Here is a 20,010-nt window from a genome sequence, read left to right as displayed (position 1 = left end):
GGTCGTCATTCAGGGCACTTGACTGCAAAAAGCCAGAGATCTTTTGCAGTGAAGCCGTTTTCACTTGATTCCGATCAGGATGGAAAGAGCAGGATACTGGACTCGGCCTCAGCTTGCATCTTTGGAGAAGACGAATGAAAAAAATATTGGTGGCATTGCTGCTCTCGGTTTGCTGTGCGAACCTGAGCTGGGCACAAGATCCTGAACCTGAAATCGTGATCCGCCAAGAAGAAGGTCGCACGATAGAGGAGTATCGCGTTAATGGGCAACTTTTTGCGATCAAGGTGATTCCAGATCAAGGTGAACCTTACTATCTGGTTGATTCAGAAGGCGATGGTGAGCTGGATCAACGTGAACGCGGGCGTCTACTGATTCCCAGCTGGGTGATACTGCGCTGGTAGAGTCCTGTGCGGCATGATGATGCTTGAGTGAAACAAGTGACGGATAAAGAGAAGCAGCATGGCAAGAGATAAGTATTCCCACCCGGTCAAAGCCTGGTGGATACGCCTGGGATGGCGCTTAATGGGGCGCTTGCCTTTGGTGTGGATCCAGCGTCTAGGGCAATGGGCTGGGCGCTTGACCTGGCGTTTTTCCGAACGCGAGCGTCATGTCAGCCAAGTCAATGTTGAATTGTGCTTTCCACACAAAACCCCTTGGGAGCGAGATCAGCTGGCGCGCAGTGCGTTGATTGAAAGCGCGAAAACCATGCTCGAAATGGGGCGCATGTGGTTAGCACCGCCGCAGAAGCTGCTCAAAAGTGTGGTCAAGGTCGAAGGCTATGAGGTGATCGCTCAGCTCCAAGCTGAGCAGAAGCCGGTGATCCTATTAGGGCCACATATTGGCCAGTGGGAGATTATCTCCTTGTGGTTTGCACAGCGTCATCCTTTTATGGCGATGTTTGCCCCTTCTAAGGTGCGCGAACTCGATCCTTTGATCAAAAGTGGACGTGAGCGCACAGGGGCGCGTTTGGTGCCAACCGATGTCAAAGGCGTGGCGGCATTGTTAAAAAGCCTGAAAAAAGGCGGCGCAGTGGGTATTCTGCCCGATCAGGAACCGGATGCGGGGCAGGGTGGGGTGTTTGCGCCCTTTTTTGGTGTGCCTGCTTTGACTGCCACCTTGCTGCCCAAGCTGGTGAGTCGCACCCAAGCACAGGTTTTTACGGCTCTGGCACGCCGTCTGCCAAATGGGCAGGGCTATGAGCTGATTTTTGAACCGGCCGATGCCCGAGTTTATGCTGAGGATGAACAGGTTGCGGCTGCGGGCGTGAATGCCTCGGTTGAGGCTTTGATTGCGCATGCACCCAGCCAGTATCAATGGGCCTATAAACGCTTTCGTCAGCGTCCGGAAGGCGAATCTAAGGTCTACTGAGCTGCTTATAAAAAACGCAGGGCGCGATCCGTACGCGCCCTGATGCTTTTTAGGCTAAGGCTAGGTTTTTAAACGGCTTTTTTGATCAAGCAGGCATAGAAGAAGCCATCATGACCTGCTGCCTGAGGAAAAAGCTGGCGACCCCAGCGGGTTGGCTCTCCCCAAGACAGGTGGCTGAGATCAACCGCTTCAGCATCGGGATGCTGATAGGTGAACTCACTCAAAGGGTGGGTGTTTTCTTCTGGCAGCACCGAGCAGGTCGCGTACACCAGTCTTCCACCTGGCTTCAGACAGGGCCACAGCGCCTTCAACAGGGCCAGCTGAGTCTGAGCTAAGGCCTTGAGATCAGTCTCACGGCGCAGCAGTTTGATATCAGGATGGCGACGTATCACACCCGTTGCTGAGCAGGGCGCATCCAACAGAATCCGATCAAAGAGCTGACCATCCCACCAGGTGGCAGGTTGAGCTGCATCCGCAGCCTGAATCTGAGCGCTGAGCTGTAGGCGCGCAAAGTTCTCCTCGACGCGCTGTAGGCGGTGGGCGTCGATATCCAAAGCCAGCAGCGGCCCATCCACCAGCTCTGCTAAATGGGCCGTTTTGCCACCTGGCGCGCAGCAGGCATCGAGAAGCCTCTCTCCCTGTTGGGGTTCAAGCAATAAAGGAGCGAGCTGAGCGGCTTCGTCTTGGACGCTGCACCAGCCTTCGGCAAAGTGAGGCAAGGCGTGCGGATGTACTGGCTGATGGAGTCGAATACCCCAAGGGCTGAAAGGCGTCGGATCAGCTGCAAATCCAGCTTGATGCAGCAGTGCAAGGTAGGCTTCGCGTGTGGTCTGGCGGGCGTTGATGCGCAGCGTCATCGGTGGCTGTTGATTGTTGGCTTCACAGAGTGCAGGCCAGTTCTTGGGCCAGGCTTTTTTGAAGCGCTTCACGAGCCATGCAGGATGGGCACTGGCGGCGATTTCTTTCTGCTCAGCGCGTTGCATCCACTGAGCCTGTTCACGTTGAAAGCGTCTTAAGCAAGCATTGAGTAGACCGCTGGCCCAAGGTTTGTTCAGTGTTTTGCTCGCTTCAACGCAGCAGTCAATCGCGGCATAGTCGGCAACACGTTCTTCCTGAAGCTGATACAGCCCAATCAGCAGCAGTAGCTGCACATCCAGATCCTTGGTTTTAAATGGCCGCTCCAAGAGTTGTTGTGCCCAAAACTCAAGGCGCGGATAAAAGCGACACACACCAAAGGCCAGGGCTTGTACCAAGGCGCTGTCTTCTTGGCTGAGGCCGCGCTGGGCTTTAGGCAGGCTGCTGGAAAGAGAGCTTTTTTGTTGGACCACCGGCAAGAGCGCTTGAATCGCTTTCAACCGCACCTGCACGGGTTGCGAGCTACTCATGCATTGTGTTCCTCAGGTGATTGAAAGCAAGTCAGCTGCGCTTGAAAGCGCTCCGCATGCCCATTGAGGATATCGCGCACAGCCATCCGCTTTTGTCCTGGGAGCTGGAGCTCGGTGATTCTGAGGCAACCTTCTTTGCAAGCCACGATGAGGGCTTCTTTATCTTCAATATCGAGCAGCAAACCCGGTGGTGCGTTGTGCTCTAGATCCAAGGCGCTGGCGCTCCAGATGCGGATCACCTGCTCCAGATCGAGTGTCCATGCCACAGGCCAGGGTTGATAGCCGCGCACAGCGCGATCCAGCTCGGTGGCTGAACGTCGCCAATCCAACTGCGCTTCTTCTTTGGTCAGCTTCTTGGCATAGGTGGCCTGCTGTTCATCTTGAATTTCTGGCTGGAGCTGTCCTTGGGCAATCACCGGCAATAATGCCAGCAAGGCTGCTGCCCCTTGCTCAGCTAAACGCTGGTAAAGACTGGCGCTGGTGTCTTGCTCCGTAATTGGGGTTTCGGTCTTGCTGAGCATCGCGCCAGTATCCAGGCCGATGTCCATCTGCATCAGGGTGACACCGGTGGTGGCATCGCCGCTGAGTAGCGCCCGCTGAATGGGGGCCGCCCCACGCCAACGCGGTAAGAGGGAACCGTGTACATTGATGCAGCCATGTGTCGGTATCTCCAGCACCGCCTGGGGGAGTAGCAAACCATAGGCCACAACGATCATCAGATCGGGCTTGAGATCACGCAGCTCTTGCTGGGCTTGTTCATCTTTTAAGCTCAAAGGCTGAAACACAGGCAGTTGATGAGCCAGAGCCAGATTTTTGACTGGACTGGGAGTCAGCTTGCGGCCTCGTCCTGCTGGGCGGTCGGGCTGGGTATAGACCGCCACCACTTCTGCGCCCATATCTTTCAGATTGGGTTGAGTGAGGAGTGCCTCTAGATGAGTCGCAGCAAACTCAGGAGTGCCTGCAAAAACAATACGCATAATTCAACCTTGACAGGGTAAAAGGACAAAGCCTTAAAAACTTAACCTTAGGCGGCATGCATCTTCGCCAGTTTTTTCTTCAGGCGATCCTGTTTGAGACGCGAGAGATAGTCAACAAACACGATTCCTTTTAAGTGATCACATTCATGCTGTACGCAATGAGCGAGGAGGCCATCACACTCAAAATCCTGCTCAACGCCGTGACGATCCAGTGCGCGAACTCGGATACGCACATAGCGTTTCACATCAGCCCAGTATTCGGGGACTGAGAGGCAGCCTTCTTGCATCAGCTCAGTGGCGTCTTCAACGGGAGTATAGCTGGGGTTGATCAGCACCAAGGGTTGATCTTTGTTCTCTGACACATCGATCACGATCAGCTGCTGATGCACATCGACCTGCGTTGCGGCCAAGCCGATGCCGGGAGCGGCATACATGGTGGCGAACATACGATCGATCAGCGTTTGCAGCTCGTCATTGATCTCGTCAGCGCTGATGGGCGTGGCAGGTGTCCTGAGACGTGGATCAGGGTATTCAAGGATAGTGAGTAAATTCATGACATGCCTCTAGGGTTCTGGCTTTGGGATGCACTATATTAACCTTTTTCTTGCTCGCTTTGTGTGTTTCAGGCAGAGTGTAACAAAAGGTAATCATGGGCATTGTGGGTTCATTGTGCTCGTTCAGTATAGAAGACAGAGCGCAAGGGAAGTTCCCGATGCGCCTGGTCATACTCAGGAGAGGATAGGAGTGATGCAGTTGATGCAACAGGCTGATATTTCCGATCAATTCGCTAGGATGCAAGTGCGCTTAGTTCAATTTTTGTTGTTGCTCTTGCTCAGTGGATTGCTGATGGGCCAGCTGCGCGCTGAGGCCCTGGTGATTCGAGAAGATGCGCCTCGAGTCTATGAAGTGAAGCGTGGCGATTCTTTATGGGCCATCGCAGAACGTTTTTTAGATGATCCTTGGATGTGGCCGCAGCTCTGGCATGCTAATCCAGGTGTGGCGAACCCGCACCTTATCTATCCCGGTGATGTCATCGAGCTGCTTGATCGCGAAAACCGCTTGCGCCTGCGACCACGCTTGCGCTTGTTGACCTTGCAGGAACCGATTCCCTTTTTGCCTCTCGATCAGATTCAGGCCTTTATTAATGGCGATATCATGATTGATCGTCCTGAATTTGAGGATGCGCTGTATATCGTCGGCTTCGATGATGCACGCACGCTTGGCGCGAACGGAGATCGTGTGCATGTTCTGGGCGAGGTCACCAGTGATGAGCGCTATTATACGGTCTATCGCCATCTGGAGCAGTTGCGCGATCCTGAAACACGTCGTGCCCTCGGTTTCAAAGCCAGAGCCATCGGCACTGCGCGCATGGTCGAAGCGGGCAGCACATCGGTGCTGGAGCTGGTTGATACCAGCCAGGAAATACGTGTCGGCGATCGTTTGCTGCCCTTTGCACCTTCTTCTTTTACTGAGGGCTTGCAGCCGCAACTACCTGCACAGCCTGTTCATGGGCGTGTGTTGCGTGCCTTGAATCCAGATATTCAACGCATCGGTAGTTTTGAACCTGTGATTCTCAGTGGAGGTCACGATCAGCTGCGTCCTGGTGAAATGTTTGAAGTGATGGCACCTGGACGGCGTTTACGCCATCCGCAAACGGGCGAGGTGGTCTTTGCAGCAGATCGCGTGCGTGGCACGGTCATGGTGTATCGCGTTTTTGATCAGGTTAGCTTCGCACTGGTGATGCAATCGAAAGAGCCCATTCAACCAGGTGATGATTTTCGTCAAGCCGCACGCTTACCTCAGATGAGATAAACCACGCGGCCAAGCCAAGGAAGGAGGCCGCTATGTCGCGCTTCATGGATGAGCCTAGCCTAGCATTATGCTTGGCTCTGCGCAGTGTTCCAGGTCTAGGGACACGCCGCTTGGTCCGCCTTGTTCAAGATCAGAATTACCTCACCCCGCAAGACGTGGCAGAGCAATTATTGCGCTTGCCACGTTTGGGGCAGGCTCAGCGTCAAATGCTGCGTTTGGCGCTCGATCACCCTCAGCAGCATCCTCAAACTGCACACTATGCCGCTCAGCTGGAGTGGGCCGCACAGGCTGATCAAACGCTCCTGACTTACTGGGATCTGCCCCCGCATTTACAAGCTCTGCCTGATGCGCCTTGGCTCTTGTTTGTGCGCGGCTCAGTCGAGGCACTCTGGCAACCGGCTGTTGCCATCGTAGGAACACGCCAGCCGAGTGCTGAGGGAGAGCAACTGGCTTTTGCCTGGTCCTGCGCTCTGGCGCAACAAGGATTGAATATGATCAGCGGTTTAGCCAAGGGGATTGATGGGGCTGCCCATCGTGGTGCACTGTTGGCGCAGCAGCAAGGTGCAGCCAGTCAAACCCTCGCTGTACTCGCGCATGGATTGGATCAAGTCTATCCAGCACAGCATCAGGCGCTGGCCGCACAGATTGTGGCGGAGCAGGGAGCGTTAATCAGCGAATATGAACTCGGGACACCACCGCTGGCGCGCCACTTTCCGGCTCGCAATCGTTTGATCACCGGTCTTGCTCTGGGGTTGGTGGTGATAGAGGCACAACAAAAAAGTGGCTCTCTTGTGAGTGCGCGCTTGGCTTTAGAGCAAGGGCGAGAGGTGATGGCTGCCCCGGGCGCGCTGAGCAGTGAACGCTCCAGTGGCTGCCATCAATTGATTCGTCAGGGCGCGACACTGGTCACCGAACCCGCTGAAATTCTATTGCAGCTTGCCCCAGCGCTGACTGCGTTACTGGATTCGCCCGCAGAGCCTTCGCCTAGCTTGCCCCATCCCAAAGCGCCACCTGCCTTCGCCGCTCCAATCCAACCTGCCTCTCTCCATCCAGAGGAAGCGCAGGTCTATGCTGAGCTGCAAGCCCAGCCATTGCATCTAGAAACCTTGCAAGAGCGGCTTGCGCTGCCTGTCGGGCAGCTTTTAATGCTGCTGCAAAGTCTTGAATTACAAGGTTTGGCTGAGTCCTTGCACCAAGGATGGCGTCTTAAAACTTGAGTCCTTGCGCAGACTGGGGTAAGTTGCGCAGCGTTTCATTCCTTTGTTTAGCCTGTTATTTTATCTAGGTGCATCATCATGGCGCTTCAGCCTTCTTCTGAGTCAGCTTTTCAGCTTGATCAAGTGAATTACGCGGCGGTAGAGGACACTGCATCCATTCTGAGGCAAGGTGGCCTCATTGCCTATCCGACAGAAGCTGTGTGGGGATTAGGCTGTGATCCTTTTAATGCCCGAGCTGTGCAAAGGCTACTGCTGTTGAAGCAGCGTGATCCTGCAAAGGGCGTGATTTTGATTGCTTCTTCAATGGAGCAGCTCAAACCCTGGCTGACCCAGATCACGCCTCAGCAGCGCCAACAACTCGAAGCCAGCTGGCCTGGTCCAGTGACCTGGTTGGTTGAAGATCAGGGTTATACACCTGAGTTGATTCTTGGACGACATACCAGCGTGGCACTGCGAGTAACGGCACACCCTTGGGTGCGTGCATTGTGCGATGCCTTTGGCGGCCCGATCGTTTCGACCTCCGCTAATACCTCTGGTCAGCCGCCCTTGCAGTCGCGCGAGGATATTGAACAGGCTTTTGGCATGGATATCGATGCGCTGCTTGATGGTCCGCTGGGTGGCTTGAGCCGTCCAAGTCGTATCTGTGATCTGTCAACAGGCGAGATACTGCGTCCATAAAGTGCTGTTGCCTCAGCCCTTCCTGACTGGAAGCCCATAACCAGAAGAAAGAGGAGACGAGGGTGTCTCAAATTGATAAAGAAGCGGTGAAGCAGTATCTGTTGGCTCTCCAAGATCGTATTTGTGAGGCGCTCACTGAACTGGATGGTCAGGCCTTCAAAGAAGACTTATGGCAGCGTCCAGGCGGAGGCGGTGGCCGCACCAGGGTGCTGGAAGAAGGTGAGTTGATCGAAAAAGGTGGCGTCAACTTTTCACACGTTTTTGGTGATCAGCTTCCCCCTTCTGCCACGGCTGCGCGTCCAGAGCTGGCTGGCCGTTCTTTTGAGGCGATGGGCGTGTCGCTGGTGATTCATCCGCGTAACCCCTATGTGCCGACTTCGCATGCCAATGTTCGCTTTTTTATTGCTGAAAAACCCGGTGAAGCGCCTGTCTGGTGGTTTGGTGGCGGTTATGATCTGACACCCTACTATGGTTTTGAAGAAGATGTGGTGCATTGGCATCAGGTGGCTCAGCAGGCCTGTGCCCCCTTTGGTGATGAGATTTATCCGCATTTTAAAAAATGGTGTGATGATTACTTCTACCTCAAGCATCGTCAGGAAGCGCGTGGCGTTGGTGGCCTGTTCTTTGATGATTATCACCAACCGGATTTTGCGACCGCCTTTGCCTTGATGCAAAGTGTTGGTGATAGTTATCTGGATGCCTACCGCCCGATTGTTGAGCAGCGCCGCCATCTGGCTTATGGCGAACGTGAGCGTGAATTCCAAGCCTATCGCCGTGGTCGTTATGTGGAGTTTAACCTCGTTTGGGATCGAGGAACGCTGTTTGGCTTGCAAAGCGGAGGACGTACTGAGTCGATTTTGATGTCTCTGCCGCCACAAGTGCGCTGGGGCTATGATTGGCAGCCCGAGCCAGATTCGCCAGAAGCGCGTCTTTATACTGATTTCTTGCCTCCTCAAGATTGGTTGGCGCGTTAAGAGAGAAAAAAGATGGATCAATATGCCGTTTTTGGTCATCCGATAGCACACAGCCGCTCGCCTGAAATCCACGCCTGGTTTGCGGCGCAAACACATCAGGACTTGGAATACCGTGCCATTCTCGCGCCTCTAGATGATTTTGAAGGCTGTGCCCGTGCTTTCTTTGCCGCTGGTGGCTGTGGTGCCAATGTCACTGTGCCGTTTAAGCTCGATGCCTTGGTGTTTTGTGATCAGCTTTCACAGCGTGCGCGCTTGGCTGGTGCCGTGAATACCCTCTGGAAGGATGCGCAGGGCCAGATACATGGTGATAACACCGATGGTATTGGGCTGGTGCGCGATATCACTCAGCAACTGGGGGTAAGCTTGGCAGGAAAGAAGGTGCTGTTGCTTGGCGCTGGAGGTGCGGCGCGAGGTGCGATCGAACCCTTGCTGAAAGCGGGTGTGCGTCATTTGACGATCGCCAATCGTACCCTCAGCAAGGCCCAGCAATTGATCACCCTGTTTCATGGTGTCGAGAGCCCAGCAGGTCGGCAGGCCTGTTCATGGGAGGGTCTGGCAGGTGAGCAGTTTGATCTGGTAGTGAATGCCACTTCCGCCAGCTTGCAGGGCGAGTTACCACCGCTTCCGGAAGGCCTTTTGGGTCCTCAATCCATGGCTTACGATATGATGTATGCAGCGCAGCCCACGCCTTTTATGCGCTGGGCGCAGCAGCAAGGCGCAACACGCGTGGCCGATGGATTGGGAATGCTAATCGAGCAGGCAGCAGAAGCCTTCTTTTTATGGCGAGGTGTGCGGCCACCGACAGCGGAAATTAGATCGTTGCTGCGCCGTCAGTTATAGTTTTTGATGAAAGGGTGATGTCTCATCACCCTAATCGTGCTTATTCCACCTGTGCCAACAGCACATCCATCATGTCATCCATGGCAATAAAGCCCAGCAGCTCATTATCTCGTACAACCAGCAAGCGCTTGATGCGGTTTTGTGCCATCAGTGTTGCTACATGTTTGATGGCGAGGCTCTCACCGACAGTCATGGCTGGTTTGATACACACGTCATAGACGTTGAGCAGATCAATATCACCGCCTTCAGCGATCACAGTTTTTAAGATATTGGTATAGGTAATGAGGCCCCAAGCATCATGCTCATGCTGCTGCTCCACGACCAGAGATTTGATCTTGTGGCGCTTCATCAGGCTTAAGGCTTCGCGCAATTTGGCAAAAGGAGAAACAGTGATGACTTCGCGTACCATCACATCTTTAACAATCTTCATAGTCAGACTCCGTCTATGGCTTAAGCGGCCAGATCAAAATTCTTTTTTAATGTGTTCTTCAAATTTAGCCAGCTGACTGACATCGATGCCGCCCAGGTGCTCGAGTGGGAGAGTGAATACCAGCCCCTGCGAGTCCTCTTGCTGTGGCATTACCAGCTGTTGTAAGGCCTTGAGGATTTTGAGTGAGAGGCTTTTTTCCAGCACCATCACTAATAAACTCTGGCTGCCATCATAGCTCAGGCCGAAGAAGGTTTTCTTGGCTTCGTTGCTGATGCCACGACCTTGCAGCAGTGTGATGCCACCAGCGCCCAGTTCACGTGCGGTGTCGATGGCTGTTTGCTCCAAATCCTCAGGCAGGATGGCGACCAATACAGAAAACTTCATGATTGCACCTTTTGTAAGCGGTTATTCCATTCAATGAAAATGGCGTAAAGCATGACGGTAAGAATTGGAAAAATAGAGGCAAAAGCGATCAAGCCAAAGCCATCAATCAACACATTGCGTCCTTCAATATGAGTCGCCAGACCGATGCCTAGCGCTGTGACCAGCGGGACAGTCACTTCTGAGGTGGTGACGCCGCCAAGATCATAGGCCAGCGCCACAATATACTTGGGTGCCAGAAAAGTGAGCAGAATCACCAGTGCATAGCCACCCATAATGTAATAGTGCATTGAGCCACCGACGATAATGCGGTGCACGCCAATACTGATGCCGATCGCGACACCCAGAGCGACCAGTAGGCGGATGGTATTGCCATTCAGTCGGCCAGAAGCCGCCTCTTCAGCCTGCTTGCCTACTGCTAATAGAGCGGGTTCAGCCATGGTCGTCGCAAAGCCAATCATAAACGCAAATAAATAAATAAAGTGGAACTGGCCCAAGCCAATCAACTGTTCGGCCATATTGGTGCCGATCGGGAAAAGACCCAGCTTGAGCCCCACAACAAAGGCATAAAGGCCGAAGATCACCAGTAAAAAGCCGAAGATGATTTTGGGTGGATTCGATAGCGGTCGACGTAAAATCAGGTATTGAAAGAAAAGAATACTGAGAATAATCGGCAAGACATCGCGGAACATGCTTGCCAGATCCAGCAGCATCGCCAAGCCAGCATGGAGTTCCGGCGCGCTGTGATCAAGCAATAATGCTGTGGCTTCTGGGCTGGGTGCTTCACCGGCATACACCAAAATGCCGTAAATCTGCACACTGATCATCGGCACCATTACGGCCAAGGCAACAAGGCCAAAACCATCGCGCAGCGGGTTTCTGCCACGAATCGAGGCAGCCAGACCTATTCCCAAGGCTGCGATCAGCGGCACGGTAACAATATTGGTGGTCACACCGCCTGAATCATAGGCCAGTCCAACGATTTCCTCTGGCGCAAAATAGGTCACGATGACCACTATCAAATAGCCGCCAATCATCAGCCAGTGCAGCGGCAAGCCTATAATGGTTCGAAAGACGCCCAGCGCGACAACCAGACCTACGGAAGAGGCCACAATCAGGCGTAGCGTCAGGGCATCAATACGTCCTTCGCTAATTTCTTGTGCTTGCTGGGCCACGGCAATCAGCGCTGGTTCTGCGATGACGGCTGAAAAGCCGATGGCAAAGCCAAAGCTGATCAGTATTGGTGCTGAACCACGTTTGGCGAGTTGATTGGAGAGGCTTTTGCCAAGGGGAAAGATACTGAGTTCCAGACCTTGCAGAAAAAGGGCGACACCCACAGCCACAATCAGCAAGCCAAAAATCATGCTCAGGCTATCGTGAGGGACCTGACGCAGAATCAGTGCCTGAAAAAAAACGACAACGAGAATGATCGGGAGGAGGTTACGCAGAGCGTGTGTAAAAGCGTGATAAAAGTCCTTCAAATAAGCCTGCATCTATTCCTGCTCGATTAGGGGTGGTAACCAGATCCTACAGATCTTCAGTTGAGGCAGTGACACCGCGATGATAAGCTGATGAAGCTTAAAAGAACTTAACCATAGGGAACAAGGGGTTAAAATGAAAAAAACGATCGCTTTATTGCTATTGATGCTTTTTTTAACGGCTTGCGCTAGCGTGGGGCAGCCCTATCCAGAAGATAAGGTGGGCGAGCTGCGTATTGGTGAAACCACGCGCAGTGAAGTGCGTCAGCTGTTTGGTGATCCCTGGCGGACGGGTCTTGAAAGCGGCCAAGAAACCTGGACCTATGGCCACTACCGCTACAGTGTTTTTGCGGCTGAGCAAACCAGTGATCTGGTGGTGCGCTTTAATGAGCAAGGTCGTGTTGCTTCCTACACCTATAACCGCACGCTCGATAACGCAGACCCAGAAACGCGTGAATATGCGCCTTAATGGATGAGAGAGCGACTATGAGCCAGCCCGTCTTGCCCCTTGGGCGTTATCGTCATTACAAGGGCGGTGAGTATCAGGTGTTGCATCTTGCGCGTCATAGCGAAACAGAAGAATGGCTGGTGGTTTACCAGCCTTGCTATGGCGAGCGCGGGATTTGGGTACGCCCCTATGCCATGTTTACGGAAATCCTGCTGCTGGAGGGTAAGCGTCAAGCACGCTTTCAGTTGATCTCCACCAAGGATACATCGATGACTTCGGTCTGAAGACTCGTCTACGACTTGCCAGCCTCGCGCTGGCTTGCTTTCATTAAAGCCACTGAAGGAATCTTGTGCGCGGTTAGGAGTTGATCCAGAGCTTGGGTGACTTCAAGCACTGCCGCCAATCCCTCGCCTTGCATCTGCATTTCACATTGCGATGTGATATCACAAGCTTGAGGCAGCGTACCTCGCTGATCAATTAAAGCCTGCATGCGTGGAATAAAAACATAACGCAGCCATTGCGGCATGGTCATTTGATCAACACAGAAGGGTTCGTTGCTTTCAAAGGCTTCAGGGCTTGGCAAGAGAGCCGTTTGCCACAATCCCGCCGATTCCAACCTTATCTGTAACAGCTTGAGCAGAGCTTGGGCCCACTTTTCTTGTGCCTCCACAACAGACTCCTCAGATGTGATTTTGCTGATTTGAAGTCGAATTTTACACAAATTTTACACCTTCTTGATATTTCGCCTATCGAAATTTTATTCCTGAGTGGATCACACTGAGCGCGTCTATTAATGCGAGGTGATAGCGATGAACAGTGTATGGCTTTTAGCCAGTTTGGGATTAGCAAGCTTGATGTTAGCCATCTACTTGCTGGTTGCTTTGTTGAATCCAGAGAGGTTTTAAAAATGCTACTGATCGGTTTATTGGTGTTCATGATGGTCATGGGAGCCATTTGGACCATCCTCAGTTGGAGTGAAAAACTATGACAGAGATTTTTCTCACTTACAGTCTCGCCTTACTTTTGGCTTGGCCTTTAGGTCGTTATATAGCAGGTGTTTTTGCTGAAGGTCCTGGTCCTGGAGCCAAAGTCTTTATGCCGTTGGAAAACGGGCTTTATCGACTGATGGGCGTGAATGGTCATCAGAGTATGCACTGGTTGCACTATGCGAAGTCTCTCCTTCTTTTGCACCTCTTTCTTGGTGCCATGATTTTTCTCCTACTGATGTTCCAAGGTGTTTTGCCGCTGAACCCAGATTCAGCTCCAGGCATGAGCTGGGATTTAGCCTTACACACCACCGTTTCTTTTTTAACCAATACGAATCAGCAGCACTATTCAGGGCAAGCGCAGCTCTCTTTCTTAGCGCATACCCTCGGTATCGTCACTTTGCAGTTTGTGACGCCTGCAGCGGGTATGGCGGCTTTGTTTGCTATCTTGCGTGCACTTTTTGCAGGTGTAAAAAAGTCAGATCAGGATGAGTCAGGTGTTGGTAATTTTTATCGTGATCTGACGCGTGGCCTTGTTCGTGTTTTATTACCCTTGGCCTTGATCAGTGCATTGTTGCTGACCTGGCAAGGTGTCCCCGCGACTTGGCAGGGCGCTGCTCAGGTTCAGGTTGTTGATTCTTCAGTAGAAATGCAAGAGCAGCAGATTCCCCTTGGCCCTGTAGCCAGTATGGTCGCGATCAAACAGCTAGGGACGAATGGTGGTGGCTGGTATGGTCCCAACTCTTCTGTTCCTCTTGAGAACCCCACACCTTTATCGAATTTAATCCAAACCCTATCACTGGTTTTGATTCCTATTGCGCTTGTTTTTGCCTTAGGTCTGTTTAGCGGTCGCCAGCGTCTCACCTGGATGGTGTTGACGGTGATGCTCGGTCTTTCTGTCGCCTCAACCAGCCTAGCAGTCTATTCAGAGCTGCAGCCCAACCCTGCTATGGCTTCACTCAGCGATGGGCCTAACATGGAAGGTAAAGAAGTTCGTTTTGGTCCTTATGCCACCGCGCTTTGGGCGAGCTGGACTACGCAAACCTCGAATGGCTCAGTCAATGGGATGCACGACAGTCTGAACCCTCTCGGTGGTTTGGCAACCTTGATGAACATGTTCGTGAATGCGACTTTCGGTGGTATAGGGGTCGGCATGATCGGCTTCTTGGTGTTCACCCTTTTGGCCGCCTTCTTAGGGTCGCTGATGGTCGGGCGGCGTCCTACCTTGTTTGGAAAGGCCGTTGAAACGAGAGAGATTAAAATCCTTGCACTCATCCTACTCTTGCAACCGATCGTGATTCTTGGTTTAACCGCATTGACCTTTGCTTTACCCGGAGTCTCAGGTATCACCAATCCTGGTTTTCATGGGGTGAGTCAGGTTCTCTACGAATACACCTCGGCCTTTGCTAATAATGGTTCAGGCTTTGAAGGGCTGGATGATGATTCTGTCTGGTGGAATGTCACCTGTGTCATTGCACTCGCGTTTGGTCGCTTCTTGCCGATGCTCCTTCCGCTCGCACTGGCCTCTTCTTTGATGCAGAAAAAGTCCTTGGCGGCGAGTGACTCTAACCTCAATGTCGAAACCCCTATTTTTATTGTTTTTCTGATGGCTGTGATGTTGATGTTCGCCTTGTTGAGCTTCCTGCCAGTGCTGGTGCTGGGCCCCATCGCTGAACATCTCACGCTGATGCAAATCGGTTAATGGAGCAGATTATGAATCGTCATCAAGTAGAAAAAAATCCAGTGATGGGGCTCTCTTGGCAAGAGCTGATTAAAGGCAGTTTGCTGCGTTTGCATCCCGGCCACCTTTATCGTCAACCAGTGATGCTTGTGGTGGGTTTAGGGATAGTGATTTCGGCCTTGTTTAGCATGCAGCATTTACTGCAAGGACAAAGCTGGGGTTTAGAGTTCAGTATCACCCTGATCCTGCTTTTTACGTTGCTATTTGCTAATGCCGCTGAAACCCTGGCAGAGGCCCGAGGAAAGGCGCAGGCTTCGAGTCTCAAAGCGGCTCGTGATGACCTCAAGGCTTTACGTCAGACACCTCAGGGTGCTTTAGAGTATGTTGCAGCCAGTCAGCTGCGCCGTGGTGATGTGATTCAAGTGAAGGCGCAGGAAATTATTCCTGCTGATGGTGAAATCATTCAAGGCGCGGCCACGATAAATGAATCTGCGATCACCGGTGAATCCGCACCTGTCATTCGCGAAGCGGGTACAGATAATTCAGGGGTCAGTGCAGGCACCAAGGTGCTGACAAACAGTATTTTGGTGCGAGTGAGCCATGACCCTGGATCGAGCTTGCTTGATCGCATGATTGCCCTGGTCGAAGGTGCGCAGCGCCAAAAAACACCCAATGAGCTGGCGCTCTCTGTATTGATCTCCGCACTCACGCTGATCTTCCTGCTGGTGGTTGTGTCTTTGATGCCTATAGGTCATTACCTAGGTATTAGCCTTTCGATTCCTGTTTTGGTTGCTCTTTTAGTGTGCTTGATTCCCACAACGATTGGCGCACTGCTGCCAGCGATTGGGATTGCGGGTATGGATCGCGCTTTAAAAGCCAATTTGATTGCCAAATCAGGTAAGGCTGTTGAGATCGCTGGCTCGGTGGATGTGCTGCTACTCGATAAAACTGGCACGATCACACTGGGTGATCGCCATGCCAATGAAATGCTGCCACTCGGTGTGAGTAAGCAGGTTTTTTATGAGGCGGCTTATCTTTCTTCTTTGGCCGATCCAACGCCAGAAGGCAAATCGATTGTTGAGTTTATCGAGCAGGAAGGCGTGCGTATTGAGGCGACCCAAGAAGCACAATTTATCGAATTTAGCGCTGAAACGCGGATGTCGGGTGTTGATTTAGCGGATGGGCGCTCGATTCGTAAAGGTGCAGTCGATGCTGTTTCTCGCTGGGTCAAAAAGCAAGGTGGTCATTTACCTTCATTTATGGAGGAAGAAGTCGAACGTATAGCACGTTCGGGTGCTACGCCGCTTGCGGTCGCGATTGATGATCAGCTTGTGGGGGTGATTGCTCTTGCGGACATTATTAAATCCGGTATTCAGGAGCGCTTTGCTAAGCTTCGTCTGCTGGGTATTAAAACCATCATGGTGACAGGGGATAACCCCTTGACAGCGGCTGCCATCGCAGCAGAAGCCGGGGTCGATGATTTTATCGCTGAAGCCACGCCAGAGAAAAAACTACAGGTGATTCGTGATCATCAGCAACAAGGTCAACTGGTTGCAATGGTTGGCGATGGCACCAATGATGCACCAGCCTTAGCGCAGGCAGATCTTGGTTTGGCGATGAACTCAGGGACGCAGGCAGCCCGTGAGGCAGGCAATCTGGTCGATTTAGATTCCAATCCAGGTAAGTTGCTTGATGTGGTTGAGATAGGTAAACAGCTGCTAGTCACTCGGGGTGCCTTGACCACCTTCTCGCTGACCAATGATGTCGCCAAGTACTTTGTTCTCTTGCCTGCACTTTTTGCAGCGAGTTTTCCCGCCTTGGCTGGGCTGGATATTTTAAATCTCTCTAGCCCAGAGAATGCCATTCTGGCCGCAGTCATTTTTAATGCACTGATTATTCCCGCTTTAGTGCCTTTGGCCTTAAAAGGCGTGCGTGTGAAAGCATTAAAGACAGATCAGCTGTTCCGTAATAATCTGATTTATTTTGGTTTAGGTGGTTTAATTCTGCCTTTTATCGCGATTAAGTGCATTGATCTTATACTCGCAGCTGTTATTTGAGGGCTAAAAAATGAACTCACATTTATCTTCTTCGACTTCTTTGACTCAGCAGGCTCTGATGAGCCTGCGTACAGCGCTGGTGATGGTGCTACTGCTGGGTGGTCTTTATACGGCTGTAGCGACCCAGGTAGGAGGATGGCTTTTTCCTAAGCAGGCACAGGGGAGCCTGATCTTGCAGGATGGCCATGTGATTGGCTCCGCTTTGGTTGCGCAACCCTTTCAGGCTGAGCATTATTTCTCCAGTCGTCCATCTGCAGCGGATTACAATCCTTTTGATGTTGGTGGGTCCAATCTTGCGCCCTCCAACCCTGAACTGGCTGAGTTAGCTTCTGCTCGGTGGGCCGCTTTATCCGTGTCTAATCAAGTGGTTCCCGCTGATCTACTGACGGCTTCAGGTTCGGGTATTGATCCTCATCTTAGCCCTGAAGCCTTGATCTTGCAGGCACCGCGTGTCGCAGCTGCTCGAAGCCTCGATCTAGAGCACCTCATTGAATTGATTAACACGCATCAAGAAGCACCAACTTGGGGTGTGCTTGGTCAAGCTAGAGTCAATGTCCTGCGGCTTAATCTCGCACTCGATCAACTTGTCGCTCAAGAGAGGGAATAGAATGCGAGATTATGACGCTGAGCGCCCTGATCCTGATTCTTTGCTTGAATCAGTCCAAAAGGCGGCTTTAGGTCAGCTACGCATCTTCTTAGGCGCTGCACCTGGCGTAGGCAAGACCTACGCCATGCTACAAGCTGCACATGAAGCGCAAGCTGAAGGACGCGATGTGGTGATCGGTGTTGCAGAGAGCCATGATCGAGTGGAAACCCTGCGTCTCTGTGCTGGCTTGGAGCAGCTGCCTTTAAAAACCGTACACTATGCTGAAAATCAGTTTCAGGAGTTTGATCTTGAGCGTGCGCTTGAGCGTGCGCCAGAGATACTGCTGCTTGATGAAATGGCACATAGAAACTGTCCGGGCAGCTTACATCAGCGGCGTTATCAAGATATCCAAATGCTCCTCGATCAAGGCATCGAAGTGTGGACAGCAGTAAATATTCAGCATTTGGAAAGCTTGTCTGATGTGATTATGACGATCACAGGCATCCGCATGAAAGAAACAGTGCCCGATGCACTTTTTGACCGTGCGAATGATCTAGTACTGATTGACCTTCCGCCTAATGCGTTGATTCAACGTTTAGAGCAAGGAAAGATCTATATGCCCGAACAAGCGCAAGCCGCACTGGAGGGCTACTTCAATAGCGCCAACTTAAGTGCATTGCGCGAGCTGGCTATTCAGCAGGTCGCGGAAAGAGCAGATCAGGATGTGATCCATCTGATGCGAGAACAAGGTCAGCTGGGCCCTTGGCCAGTTCGTATGCGTCTTTTGGCTCTATTGCGTGGAGAAGCCCAAGATCTGGCTTTAATTCGGGCAGCGCGCAGAATGGCGGAGCGTCGGCAAGTTCCTTGGGAAGTGGTATTTGTTGAAGACTTACATACCAGTGAACAGCAACGTATAGAGGTCAGCCAGGCTTATCGCCTCGCAGAGCAGCTAGGAGGACAGGTTCAGCAGCTGCATGGACCAGATCGTGTGGAGAGCTTCCTTAGCTATGCGCGCAAGGTCAATGCCAGCACTCTATTGATAGGTCGTGAAGGTTCACGCTGGTTCAAATGGCGCTCAACCGCCTATCAGCTACTTGATCAAGCCAAAGGTTTTGAACTCATTTTTACAGCGGATGAAGCTGAGCCAACAGAAAAAAAGATTACCAAAGAGGTAACGCGCTGGTGGGGTTATTTCCACGCTTTCGCTGCAGTTGTGCTTGCAACGGGCCTTTCTTTTGGCTTAGTCGGCTGGTTGCCGCTGGCCAATATGTCTTTGGTTTACCTATCGACAGTGCTTTGGGTTGGGGTGAAAACGGGAGTGAAGCCAGCACTGTTTGCCGCCTTAGTGAGCTTTGCTGCATATAATTTCTTCTTTACTATTCCGCGCTTTACCTTCGCGATGGAGCATCCAGAAGAGTTGCTCACTGTCGTGTTCTTCTTCTTTGTTGCACTGATGGGTGGCCATCTTGCGGCTCAGCTGCGTCATCAGCTCTTGGCTTTACAGCGCATTAATGATCATGCTCGTCTTTTGCTGGACTTTAATCGCTCCTTGGCAGTCAGTGCAGATAAAGAAGCTCTTGGTGAGCAAGCCAGACAAGGTGTTATGAAAATGATCGGTGTACGGACAGGGTGGGTCACGCGTTCGCAAGATGGGCATCTCAAGTTTGTCATGGCGGCAGATGATTCTTTTGATGATGATCCGCGTTTGATCGGTGCACTGAACTGGGCATTCGAATCTTGCCAGCCCTGTGGTGCAGGAACACCAACGCTGAATGCTTTACCTTGGCGTTGTCAGCCGGTCATGATTGAAGAAAAAGTCGCGGGTGTTCTCTTATTAGAGTGGTCGCAAAAAGGTGGAGAACAAGCGACTGAAAGCTTGTTAGAAACCCTGGTCCACTATACGAGTCAAGCCCTCGAACGTGCACAGTTGAGTCATTCCTTGGAAGCTTCGCGTGTGGCTGAAGAAACTGAGCGTTTACGCTCGGCTCTTTTGTCTTCTATTTCACATGATCTTCGTACCCCGCTCACCGCAATGATAGGTTCGGCCACTACCCTGATGACGATGCGCCAGGATTTGAGTGAAGAAGATCAAGATCTACTACTCAGTGCGGTCTTGTCGGAAGGCCAAAGGCTCAATAGCTATATACAAAATCTGCTCGATATGACTCGCCTAGGTCATGGTGGGCTCAAAATTGAGCGTGACTGGGTGGCGGTGGATGAGTTATTAGCTGCGGCACTGAGGCGTGTTGAAACCTCCTCATCTCACCTCAAACTCACTTGTCGTATCGAGCCTTGCTTGCCTCTGTTGCATGTTCATCCAGCCCTGATTGAGCAGGCTTTGGTGAACGTGCTTGAAAATGCCGCAAAGTTTTCGCCAGAGCAAGGTGAAGTACGCGTTGAGGCACGGCAAGAGCATGGGATGATTCGGATCGATGTCACTGATCAAGGGCCAGGCATCCCTGTTGAACACCGTGAGCGTGTTTTTGATATGTTCTTCACTGGTGAGGGTAATGATCGGGGGCCTTATGGCAGCGGCTTAGGTCTTGCCATTTGTCATGGTATGATCAGTGCCCACTTTGGAAAGATAGAGGCAACATCTGGCCCACAAGGGCGCGGTGCTTGCATTCGCCTATGGTTGCCAGTTACTGAGTTAGAAGAGAGCGAGTCCGCGGATGCCAACGCCTAGATTGCTGGTCTATCGATACTGAGATA

At 52.1% G+C, this 20,010-nt stretch carries 21 protein-coding genes; 14 read left to right on the top strand and 7 right to left on the bottom strand.

The window, feature by feature from the left end; genetic code table 11:
* Positions 1 to 134: 134 nt before the first annotated feature.
* The gene (locus V6U78_RS06825) at positions 135 to 401 is read left to right on the top strand and encodes a DUF2782 domain-containing protein (protein ID WP_405338755.1); all 267 of its coding nucleotides are present in this window, start codon (positions 135 to 137) and stop codon (positions 399 to 401) included.
* A gap of 58 nt (positions 402 to 459) precedes the next feature.
* Positions 460 to 1,368: a lysophospholipid acyltransferase family protein gene (locus V6U78_RS06820; RefSeq protein WP_405338753.1), complete on the top strand. Its 909-nt coding sequence runs from the start codon at positions 460 to 462 to the stop codon at positions 1,366 to 1,368.
* Between the two features lie 68 nt (positions 1,369 to 1,436).
* Here V6U78_RS06820 and rsmB read toward each other — a convergent pair whose 3' ends face one another.
* Genes rsmB through def form a run of 3 tightly spaced genes read right to left on the bottom strand, consistent with a single transcriptional unit; the run spans position 1,437 to position 4,284 of the window.
* Positions 1,437 to 2,753, bottom strand: a complete 1,317-nt coding sequence (rsmB, locus tag V6U78_RS06815) for a 16S rRNA (cytosine(967)-C(5))-methyltransferase RsmB (protein ID WP_405338751.1) — start codon at positions 2,751 to 2,753, stop codon at positions 1,437 to 1,439.
* Complete coding sequence (gene fmt, locus V6U78_RS06810; RefSeq protein ID WP_405338749.1) at positions 2,750 to 3,730, bottom strand: methionyl-tRNA formyltransferase; 981 nt, start codon at positions 3,728 to 3,730, stop codon at positions 2,750 to 2,752. The genes rsmB and fmt overlap by 4 nt, the downstream gene beginning before the upstream one ends.
* 47 nt (positions 3,731 to 3,777) lie before the next feature.
* On the bottom strand, positions 3,778 to 4,284 hold the full coding sequence (gene def / locus V6U78_RS06805; RefSeq protein ID WP_405338747.1) for a peptide deformylase: 507 nt from the start codon (positions 4,282 to 4,284) through the stop codon (positions 3,778 to 3,780).
* A 193-nt stretch (positions 4,285 to 4,477) separates the two neighbouring features.
* Between def and V6U78_RS06800 the strand changes: the two genes are divergently transcribed.
* The 5 genes from V6U78_RS06800 to aroE all read left to right on the top strand — a co-directional run bounded on the left by V6U78_RS06800 (position 4,478) and on the right by aroE (position 9,251).
* Positions 4,478 to 5,542, top strand: a complete 1,065-nt coding sequence (locus V6U78_RS06800) for a LysM peptidoglycan-binding domain-containing protein (protein WP_405338745.1) — start codon at positions 4,478 to 4,480, stop codon at positions 5,540 to 5,542.
* A 32-nt stretch (positions 5,543 to 5,574) separates the two neighbouring features.
* Entirely contained in the window at positions 5,575 to 6,759 is a 1,185-nt protein-coding gene (gene dprA / locus V6U78_RS06795; RefSeq protein WP_405338743.1) for a DNA-processing protein DprA, read from the top strand.
* Between the two features lie 78 nt (positions 6,760 to 6,837).
* Positions 6,838 to 7,437 (top strand): L-threonylcarbamoyladenylate synthase, encoded by a 600-nt coding sequence (locus V6U78_RS06790; RefSeq protein WP_405338741.1) that lies wholly within the window; start codon positions 6,838 to 6,840, stop codon positions 7,435 to 7,437.
* 62 nt (positions 7,438 to 7,499) lie between these two features.
* Positions 7,500 to 8,411, top strand: a complete 912-nt coding sequence (gene hemF, locus V6U78_RS06785; protein ID WP_405338739.1) for an oxygen-dependent coproporphyrinogen oxidase — start codon at positions 7,500 to 7,502, stop codon at positions 8,409 to 8,411.
* Positions 8,412 to 8,423: 12 nt separating this feature from the next.
* Entirely contained in the window at positions 8,424 to 9,251 is an 828-nt protein-coding gene (gene aroE, locus V6U78_RS06780; protein ID WP_405338737.1) for a shikimate dehydrogenase, read from the top strand.
* A gap of 40 nt (positions 9,252 to 9,291) precedes the next feature.
* Here aroE and V6U78_RS06775 read toward each other — a convergent pair whose 3' ends face one another.
* The 3 genes from V6U78_RS06775 to V6U78_RS06765 are packed head-to-tail and all read right to left on the bottom strand — an operon-like array spanning position 9,292 to position 11,555.
* Positions 9,292 to 9,681 (bottom strand): CBS domain-containing protein, encoded by a 390-nt coding sequence (locus V6U78_RS06775; RefSeq protein WP_405338735.1) that lies wholly within the window; start codon positions 9,679 to 9,681, stop codon positions 9,292 to 9,294.
* Positions 9,682 to 9,714: 33 nt separating this feature from the next.
* Positions 9,715 to 10,065, bottom strand: coding sequence for a transcriptional regulator (locus V6U78_RS06770; protein ID WP_405338733.1), 351 nt, complete (start codon positions 10,063 to 10,065; stop codon positions 9,715 to 9,717).
* On the bottom strand, positions 10,062 to 11,555 hold the full coding sequence (locus V6U78_RS06765) for a DUF1538 domain-containing protein (protein ID WP_405338731.1): 1,494 nt from the start codon (positions 11,553 to 11,555) through the stop codon (positions 10,062 to 10,064). Before V6U78_RS06765 ends, V6U78_RS06770 begins: the two co-directional genes overlap by 4 nt.
* 121 nt (positions 11,556 to 11,676) lie before the next feature.
* On the opposite strand from V6U78_RS06765, the gene bamE reads away from it, so the two are divergent.
* Positions 11,677 to 12,009 (top strand): outer membrane protein assembly factor BamE domain-containing protein, encoded by a 333-nt coding sequence (gene bamE / locus V6U78_RS06760; protein ID WP_405338729.1) that lies wholly within the window; start codon positions 11,677 to 11,679, stop codon positions 12,007 to 12,009.
* 17 nt (positions 12,010 to 12,026) lie between these two features.
* Positions 12,027 to 12,272, top strand: coding sequence for a DUF1653 domain-containing protein (locus V6U78_RS06755; RefSeq protein WP_405338726.1), 246 nt, complete (start codon positions 12,027 to 12,029; stop codon positions 12,270 to 12,272).
* Positions 12,273 to 12,280: 8 nt separating this feature from the next.
* On the opposite strand, the gene V6U78_RS06750 is transcribed toward V6U78_RS06755, so the two are convergent.
* The gene (locus tag V6U78_RS06750; protein ID WP_405338724.1) at positions 12,281 to 12,658 is read right to left on the bottom strand and encodes a YqcC family protein; all 378 of its coding nucleotides are present in this window, start codon (positions 12,656 to 12,658) and stop codon (positions 12,281 to 12,283) included.
* Positions 12,659 to 12,797: 139 nt separating this feature from the next.
* On the opposite strand from V6U78_RS06750, the gene kdpF reads away from it, so the two are divergent.
* The 5 genes from kdpF to V6U78_RS06725 all read left to right on the top strand — a co-directional run bounded on the left by kdpF (position 12,798) and on the right by V6U78_RS06725 (position 19,984).
* The gene (gene kdpF, locus V6U78_RS06745) at positions 12,798 to 12,893 is read left to right on the top strand and encodes a K(+)-transporting ATPase subunit F (RefSeq protein ID WP_405338722.1); all 96 of its coding nucleotides are present in this window, start codon (positions 12,798 to 12,800) and stop codon (positions 12,891 to 12,893) included.
* 79 nt (positions 12,894 to 12,972) lie between these two features.
* Positions 12,973 to 14,676, top strand: a complete 1,704-nt coding sequence (kdpA, locus tag V6U78_RS06740) for a potassium-transporting ATPase subunit KdpA (RefSeq protein ID WP_405338720.1) — start codon at positions 12,973 to 12,975, stop codon at positions 14,674 to 14,676.
* Between the two features lie 11 nt (positions 14,677 to 14,687).
* Complete coding sequence (gene kdpB / locus V6U78_RS06735; RefSeq protein ID WP_405338718.1) at positions 14,688 to 16,712, top strand: potassium-transporting ATPase subunit KdpB; 2,025 nt, start codon at positions 14,688 to 14,690, stop codon at positions 16,710 to 16,712.
* A 10-nt stretch (positions 16,713 to 16,722) separates the two neighbouring features.
* Positions 16,723 to 17,319, top strand: coding sequence for a potassium-transporting ATPase subunit KdpC (gene kdpC / locus V6U78_RS06730; RefSeq protein ID WP_405338716.1), 597 nt, complete (start codon positions 16,723 to 16,725; stop codon positions 17,317 to 17,319).
* A gap of 1 nt (position 17,320) precedes the next feature.
* Entirely contained in the window at positions 17,321 to 19,984 is a 2,664-nt protein-coding gene (locus V6U78_RS06725; protein ID WP_405338714.1) for an ATP-binding protein, read from the top strand.
* Positions 19,985 to 20,010: the final 26 nt, after the last annotated feature.

Source organism: Marinospirillum alkalitolerans (genome assembly GCF_045055655.1).
Lineage (GTDB): Bacteria > Pseudomonadota > Gammaproteobacteria > Pseudomonadales > Halomonadaceae > Marinospirillum > Marinospirillum alkalitolerans.
The sequence above is the reverse complement of the archived record's forward strand: the minus strand, read 5'-3'. Positions and strand labels throughout refer to the sequence as shown.